This window comes from Oscillibacter sp. KLE 1728, assembly GCF_934833455.1.
In the GTDB taxonomy this organism is placed as follows: Bacteria; Bacillota; Clostridia; order Oscillospirales; family Oscillospiraceae; genus Oscillibacter; species Oscillibacter welbionis.
On the sequence record NZ_CAKVVF010000102.1, the window covers coordinates 1 to 6,722 of the forward strand.

A 6,722-nucleotide genomic window follows, 5' to 3' on the forward strand; every position below is an offset into this window, starting at 1 on the left:
CTAATCTCCCAGTGGCGAGACCCGGCCCCTACACCGGCCTGTGGAGCAGTGAGCGGATCTCCGACATGCTGCAAAACGAGACCTATATCGGCAACATGGTCCAGGGGCGCAGCGTGAAGATCAGTTACAAGTCCAAGAAGTGCCTGAAGCAGGACCCGGCCAACTGGGTGGTGGTGGAGGGCACCCACGAGCCGCTGGTGGATGTGGAAACTTTCCGCAAGGTGCGTATGCTGGTGAACAGCCGCAGGCACACCAGGGGGGAGGATGTGCTGTACTTCGTCTGCCGCACCTACCAGCGGTTCACCAAAGCGGGTGTCTGCACATGCCACTCCATCAAGGAGAAGACTGTGACCGACGCGGTGGTCGCCAAGGTGCGGGAGGTGTGCCAGGCGTATCTGAACCCAGATGAACTGCTGCCCGTGGCCCGGGAAGCCGTGGAGAACGCTGGGAAGCAGAGCGGCCTGGAGATGGAACTCCAGATGCTCCAGTCCAAGATCGACAGCCTCACCGCCAATCTGGATCGGGTGTACACCGACCGGCTCAGCGGGCTGTTGCCGGAGTCGGACTTCCAGCGCATCTTCAGCCGGATCAAGCTGGAACGGGAGCAACTGGAGGAAAAGCGGCAGGAACTGGAGCTGCGTCAAAAAAGCCCTGTCCGCAGTGAGGACAGGGCCAGGGAACTGGTACAACGGTTCGTCGAAACCGCCGGGGAGAGCCGGGAGCTGCTGGTCAGCCTTATCGAGTGGGTGGAACTGACCGAGGATAAGAAAGTCATTATCAAATTCCGTTTCGCCCAGCTGGACGAGGCAAGCCAGAACTCGCAAGGAGTTGCGCCGTTTGAGACGGCGTAATTTTCGCTTACATTTGCCGCGCCGCTATGTATCCCGCATCGAAAAGCGGGCGCTGGAAAAGCTGCGCCAGGAGCTGCAGGACGGCCCTGCGCCCCAGCTGGTCCGGCGGAGGCCCCATTCCTCCGGGACGTGACCGCCGGATTTGGAAAACAGAGGGCGTGATGGAAAATTTCCATCACGCCCTTTCTTTGCGCGCTTCCGCGCCTTTCAATAGCGCCGCACCACGGCGGCCACCTTGCCCAATATCTGGGCATAGGTGCCGTCAATGGGGGAATATGCCTCATTCTCCGGCAGCAGCCATACCTGACCGCTTTTCAGAGACAGGCGCTTGACCGTCGCCTCGTCATCGATCAGAGCCACCACAATCTCACCGTGCTGCGCAGTGGGCTGGCTGTGAACTACCACCAGGTCGCCGGGCAGGATGCCTGCGTTCAGCATGGACTCGCCCCGGACCCGCAGGGCAAAATACTCCCCGGGCCGACCGGCGGTATCGAAGGTCAAATAGTCCTCGATACACTCCTCCGCCAGAATGGGGCTGCCGGCCGCCACATTGCCCACCACTGGGACCTGATTTTCAGGCTTAGGAGATTCCCGCAGCGTGATGGCGCGGCCCTTGCCGGCGCCCTTTTCAATGACGCCTGCCTCCTCAAGCCGTTTGAGGTGAAAATGGACTGTGGAGGGTGACTTCAGCCCCACGGCCTCCCCGATCTCCCGCACCGAGGGGGGGTAGCCCTGCTCCCGGATACAGGCGGCAATGTACTCGTAGATTTTCTGCTGCATCTTTGAGAGCTCCCGCATACGTGTCCACCTCCGCTGGATTTCTGGCTGTATTATACCACAACGCCGCAGGAAAAGCAAACATTTGTTCCATCATTTTCAAACTTTTTTGTCGTCTGTCCGTACGCTTCCGCATAGCTTTGATTTGTCTGCTTTTTTGCAAAATCCCCTTGAAATACAGAGAAAACTATGGTATCATTAACATCTGTGAAATCATGATCCATGCGCTGCATGGCTGAAAGTTTTGGAGGTTATCCTGTATGGACGCTTTAACGCTCGTCATCACGATCCTGCAGCTTCTCTGCGGTCTGGCAGTCATTGTCATCGTGCTCTTCCAGTCCGGCAAGAGCGCCGGCCTCTCCGGTGCCATCGGCGGTGTGGCCGACTCCTTCCTGTCCCGCAACAAGGCCAAGACTCTGGACGCCAAGCTGGCCCGCGCCACCAAATGGGTTGGGGCCATCTTCCTGATCCTGACGCTGGTCCTGCTGATCCTGCAGGGCTGATTTCGCGCTGAAAGCGCCCGGTGTGCCAGCACACCGGGCGCTTTTTTATATGTCGCCGGAGCAGTACAGCACGCCGGCCTCCGGTTGGATACCGTTGGCTTCCAGCAGTTCCTGCACCGTCACGAAGCGGTAGCCTTCCCCTTGAAGCGTATCTACAATCTCCAGTGCCGCGTCCACAGAGGTATCGTAGATATCATGGAGCAGGATGATCTGATTGGGGGCCGCATTTTCCAGGACCGCCGCCTTCACCTGGGCTGTATTGAGCTTTTCCCAGTCCCTGGGATCGATGGACCACTTTATCATGGGCACCTGCAGCAGCTCCCGGTCCGCCGCATCCACGGCCCCGTATGGCGGGCGGAGCCAATATGGCCCCCCTCCCAGCAACGCTTCCAGCGTCTCCTCTGTACGGCCTACCTCCCGCTGCAGCGTCTCCCGGGAGACCCCCTGAAGCCGTACATGGTTCCAGGTGTGGCTGCCCACCTGATGGCCCTCTGCCTGCATCCGCCGGACCAGGTCCTCATTGCCTTCGATCTGCTTGCCAATCAGGAAAAAGGTGGCGCTTGCCCCCCGCTCCTGCAGGCCGTCCAGCAGCCGCTCGGTAGTATTCCGGCGTGGGCCGTCGTCAAATGTAATGGCGATCAGCTTGTCCGCCGGGAGCTGGGCATCTGCCCCAGCCTCCGCCACAGGGCCGCCCGGCGCGCAGCCGGACAGCAGTGCCAGGGCAAGGCACAGAAAAAACAGGCGACCTCTCCACATCGCGCCCACACCTCCTCATTCATGCAGCGGTAGTTTGCGCGGCAGCTGAAAATTTACACCCGTTAAAATTTTCTCCTGTTTTTTCATAACGCGAAAAAAGGAAGCGGGCCCCGCCCGCTTCCTTCATCTCATATTCCGTTCGGTGCTCTGCATAGACGGTCAGGAGAACAGGTCAGAAATGGCATCTCCCACCAGGTCCACTGCCAGATCTGACACCACTTCCAGTCCCAGAAGCAGTCCCCCCTCCTTGGCAGCTGAATGGGCTCTCTTTCGCCCGCGTGCTGCGGGCTTCTCCCTCTGCTGAAATTCCGGTTTCTTCTCGAGCTGCGGCGCGTCTCCGTCCCCTGCAGGCTGATTGAAGGCCCCGCACCGGGGGCAGAAGCCGTCTGCATCGCAATCATACCGTTTGCCGCACGAAGCGCAGGAAATCTTCTTCACAGATGTTCCCTCCTTTGCTCTGCTGCCGGGCGCTCACAAGTCCCCGCCGGGCAGCCGTCGACCGTGGGACTGCTCCTTCAGCAGCCGGCCCATGGCCATCTCTGCCTGACGGAGATTTTCTCCCAGTTCCCGCTGGAGCCTCCCTGTCCGCTTCTGCTGTGCCGCAGGGGACTCAGCGGCCGCGGCGGTCCCGCCACTCCGGACCCAGACAGGCTGGTTGAAGGCCCCGCACCGGGGGCAGAAGCCATCCACATCGTAGTCATACCGCTTTCTGCAGTCCTCACAGTGAACCATGCGCATAGAGATCTCCCCCTTCGCTTCCATTGTATCACATCTCCTTCAGGTCCACAAGAACAATCAAAAGCCCTTTGTCACAGGTCCTAGGTTCCCATGACAAAGGGCTTTTTTGATTGCGGGTTCTTACTTCACCAGCTCGATGATGGCGGTCTCCGCGGCATCTCCGCGGCGCACGCCGGTGCGGATCACGCGGGTGTAGCCGCCGTTGCGCTCTGCATAGCTGGGAGCGATCTCCTTGAACAGCTTCTTGCAGACATCCTCGCGGGTGATGAAGCTCATAGCCTGCCGATAAGCGGCCAGGTCGCTCTTCTTGCCGAGGGTAATCATCTTCTCAGCCAGAGGCTTGATCTCCTTGGCGCGGGCAAGAGTGGTCTCCATCTTGCCGTTGTCCAGGAAATCCGTCACCTGCTGACGCAGCATCGCCATGCGCTGGTCAGTGGGCTTGCCAAGTTTCCGAGTTCCGGGCATTTCGGTTTCCTCCTTATCAGGATTTTGGTCAGCCGGGGATCGTCCGCCGGCATTGGAATCAGTTGTTGTTATCTTCGTCGGCCAGATGGAGTCCCATCATCGCCAGCTTGTTGATGACCTCTTCCAGGGACTTGCGGCCCAGGTTGCGGACCTTCATCATCTCGTCCTCCGTCTTGGAAATCAAATCCTCCACGGTGTTGATGTTGGCACGCTTGAGGCAGTTGAAGCTGCGGACGGAGAGATCCAGCTCTTCGATGGTCAGCTCCAGCACCTTGTCCCGCTGGGCCTCCGCCTTCTCCACCACAGTGGGCTTGCTGCCCACGTTCTCAGAGAGGTCGGTGAACAGCGTAAAGTGGTCGCACAGGATCTTCGCACCCAAGGACACGGCGTCCCGGGCAGAGATGGTCCCGTCGGTCCAGACCTCCAGCGTCAGCTTGTCGAAGTCGCTGGAAGCACCCACACGGGTGGGCTCCACGGTGTAGTTGACCTTATACACGGGGGTGTAGATGGAGTCCACGGCGATGACGCCGATCACGTTCTGCTGCGGCTTGTTGCGGTCCGCAGGCACATAGCCGCGTCCGTGGGACAGGGTGATCTCCATGTTCAGCGTCGCGCCGTTGTCCAGCGTGGCAATGTGCATGTCGGGATTCAGGACCTCCACCTCGCCGTCGGCCTTGATATCGCCGGCCTTGACCTCGCAGGGGCCCACCGCCTCGATGTAGACCGTCTTCACCGTCTCGCAGTGGAGCTTGGTGAGCAGGCCCTTCACATTCAGGACGATCTCCGTCACGTCTTCCTTGACACCTGGGATGGTGGAGAACTCATGCTGCACGCCGGCGATCTTGATGGTGGTCGGGGCCGTGCCGGGCAGAGAGGAAAGCATAATGCGGCGAAGCGCATTGCCCAAAGTGGTGCCGTAGCCGCGCTCCAGCGGTTCCACCACATACTTGCCGTATGTGGCGTCCCCCGGCGTCTCGATGCACTCAATCTGGGGCTTTTCAATTTCGATCATGCAGTAGTACCCTCCTTCATCTTCTTGTTGCGAGCACGCATGACTGCGCGCCGCCGGCAGTTCCTATCATTATTGAGGGTATCCTCCGCTTACTTGGAGTACAACTCAACGATGAGGTGCTCCTCGACGGGAACGTCGATGTCCTCCCGGGCGGGCAGACGGGTCACGGTGCCCTTCAGGGCGTTCTTCTCACGCTCCATCCAGGCGGGGATCAGGAACACGGGGGCATCCTGGCCCAGCAGGCGCTTGAAGATCTCAGAGGAGCGGCTGGACTCGGCAACCTCGATCACATCGCCGGCCTTGACCTGATAGGAGGGAATGTCGACCTTCCGGCCGTTGACGGTGAAGTGGGCGTGGCTCACCAGCTGACGGGCCTGACGGCGGGTCATGGCGAAGCCCATGCGGTATACCACATTGTCCAGACGGCGCTCCACAGCGATCAGCAGGTTGTCGCCGGTCTTGCCGGGGGTCTTGGCGGCCGCCTCGTAATAGGCGTGGAACTGCTTCTCCAGAATGCCATAGATGAACTTGACCTTCTGCTTCTCATTCAGCTGGATGCCATATTCGCTCTTCTTCTTTCTCATCTGGCCGCCGGGGTTGCGATTGGTCTCCTTCTTCGCATAGCCCATCACGGCAGGAGAAATGCCCAGAGCCTTGCAGCGCTTCGCGATCGGCTGCATATTCTTAGCCATTTGCTTGTTACCTCCTCTTCAAATCAGACACGGCGGCGCTTGGGGGGGCGGCAGCCATTGTGGGGGATGGGCGTGACGTCCTTGATCATGGTCACTTCCAGGCCCACGGCCTGCAGCGCCCGGATCGCGGCCTCACGGCCCTGGCCGGGGCCCTTGACGAAGACCTCGACGGTCTTCAGGCCATGCTCCATAGCGGCGCGGGCGGCCGTCTCAGCCGCGGTCTGTGCCGCGAAGGGGGTGGACTTCTTGCTGCCGCGGAAACCGAGGCCGCCGGAGGAAGCCCAGGAGATCGCGTTGCCCTGTGTATCGGTAACAGTTACCATGGTGTTGTTGAACGAAGAGCGGATATGGACCTGGCCCCGCTCAATGTTCTTCCGTTCACGCCGGCGGCGAATGACCTTCTTGCCGGCGGATGCCTTTGCAGTTGCCATCTTGGTTCTCCCTCCTTACTTCTTCTTGTTCGCAATGGTCTTCTTGGGACCTTTGCGGGTCCGCGCATTGGTCTTGCTGCGCTGGCCGCGCACGGGCAGACCCTTGCGGTGGCGAATGCCGCGATAGCAGCCGATCTCGGTCAGCCGCTTGATGTCCAGAGCGGTCTGGCGGCGCAGGTCGCCCTCAACGGTATAGCTGTCGATGGCGTCGCGCAGCTTCTGCTCGTCGGCGTCGGACAGATCCTTCACGCGGGTGTCGGGGTTGACGCCTGTCTGCGCCAGGATGTCCTTGGCGCTCTTTCTGCCAATGCCGTAGATATAAGTGAGGCCGATCTCGATACGCTTATCCTTCGGCAGGTCAATACCGGCAATACGTGCCATACTCTCAAAGCACCTCCAATTAAATGTTAGCCCTGTCTCTGCTTATGCTTGGGGTTCTCGCAAATGACCATAACACGGCCTTTGCGGCGAATGACCTTGCACTTTTCGCACATGGG

Annotated in this window: 12 protein-coding genes; 2 read left to right on the forward strand and 10 right to left on the reverse strand. The window is 60.0% G+C overall.

All coding sequences use genetic code 11. From position 1 onward, the window contains the following. Positions 1 to 851 (forward strand): recombinase family protein (locus tag QVE23_RS09890; protein WP_287968109.1); only part of this gene is annotated, 851 nt, incomplete at its 5' end. A 207-nt stretch (positions 852 to 1,058) separates the two neighbouring features. Here QVE23_RS09890 and lexA read toward each other — a convergent pair. Further along, the gene (gene lexA, locus QVE23_RS09895; protein ID WP_021749633.1) at positions 1,059 to 1,649 is read right to left on the reverse strand and encodes a transcriptional repressor LexA; all 591 of its coding nucleotides are present in this window, start codon (positions 1,647 to 1,649) and stop codon (positions 1,059 to 1,061) included. 239 nt (positions 1,650 to 1,888) lie between these two features. Here lexA and secG point away from each other — a divergent pair, with 239 nt between their 5' ends. Beyond that, positions 1,889 to 2,131 (forward strand): preprotein translocase subunit SecG, encoded by a 243-nt coding sequence (gene secG / locus QVE23_RS09900; protein WP_021749635.1) that lies wholly within the window; start codon positions 1,889 to 1,891, stop codon positions 2,129 to 2,131. 45 nt (positions 2,132 to 2,176) lie between these two features. Here the strand turns inward: secG and QVE23_RS09905 are convergent, their stop codons facing one another. The 9 genes from QVE23_RS09905 to rpmJ all read right to left on the reverse strand — a co-directional run. After that, on the reverse strand, positions 2,177 to 2,887 hold the full coding sequence (locus tag QVE23_RS09905) for a polysaccharide deacetylase family protein (RefSeq protein WP_287966819.1): 711 nt from the start codon (positions 2,885 to 2,887) through the stop codon (positions 2,177 to 2,179). 159 nt (positions 2,888 to 3,046) lie between these two features. Continuing rightward, the gene (locus QVE23_RS09910) at positions 3,047 to 3,325 is read right to left on the reverse strand and encodes a hypothetical protein (RefSeq protein WP_021749637.1); all 279 of its coding nucleotides are present in this window, start codon (positions 3,323 to 3,325) and stop codon (positions 3,047 to 3,049) included. Between the two features lie 33 nt (positions 3,326 to 3,358). After that, positions 3,359 to 3,649, reverse strand: a complete 291-nt coding sequence (locus tag QVE23_RS09915; RefSeq protein WP_287968110.1) for a hypothetical protein — start codon at positions 3,647 to 3,649, stop codon at positions 3,359 to 3,361. Positions 3,650 to 3,745: 96 nt separating this feature from the next. Next, positions 3,746 to 4,090: a 50S ribosomal protein L17 gene (gene rplQ, locus QVE23_RS09920; RefSeq protein ID WP_021749639.1), complete on the reverse strand. Its 345-nt coding sequence runs from the start codon at positions 4,088 to 4,090 to the stop codon at positions 3,746 to 3,748. A gap of 58 nt (positions 4,091 to 4,148) precedes the next feature. Next, positions 4,149 to 5,102 (reverse strand): DNA-directed RNA polymerase subunit alpha, encoded by a 954-nt coding sequence (locus QVE23_RS09925; protein WP_021749640.1) that lies wholly within the window; start codon positions 5,100 to 5,102, stop codon positions 4,149 to 4,151. Positions 5,103 to 5,191: 89 nt separating this feature from the next. Beyond that, positions 5,192 to 5,794, reverse strand: a complete 603-nt coding sequence (gene rpsD, locus QVE23_RS09930; protein WP_021749641.1) for a 30S ribosomal protein S4 — start codon at positions 5,792 to 5,794, stop codon at positions 5,192 to 5,194. A gap of 23 nt (positions 5,795 to 5,817) precedes the next feature. Continuing rightward, the gene (rpsK, locus tag QVE23_RS09935) at positions 5,818 to 6,225 is read right to left on the reverse strand and encodes a 30S ribosomal protein S11 (protein WP_021749642.1); all 408 of its coding nucleotides are present in this window, start codon (positions 6,223 to 6,225) and stop codon (positions 5,818 to 5,820) included. 15 nt (positions 6,226 to 6,240) lie between these two features. Further along, positions 6,241 to 6,606 (reverse strand): 30S ribosomal protein S13, encoded by a 366-nt coding sequence (gene rpsM / locus QVE23_RS09940; RefSeq protein WP_021749643.1) that lies wholly within the window; start codon positions 6,604 to 6,606, stop codon positions 6,241 to 6,243. A gap of 26 nt (positions 6,607 to 6,632) precedes the next feature. Continuing rightward, on the reverse strand, positions 6,633 to 6,722 hold a 90-nt coding region (gene rpmJ / locus QVE23_RS09945), incomplete at its 5' end, for a 50S ribosomal protein L36 (protein ID WP_287968112.1).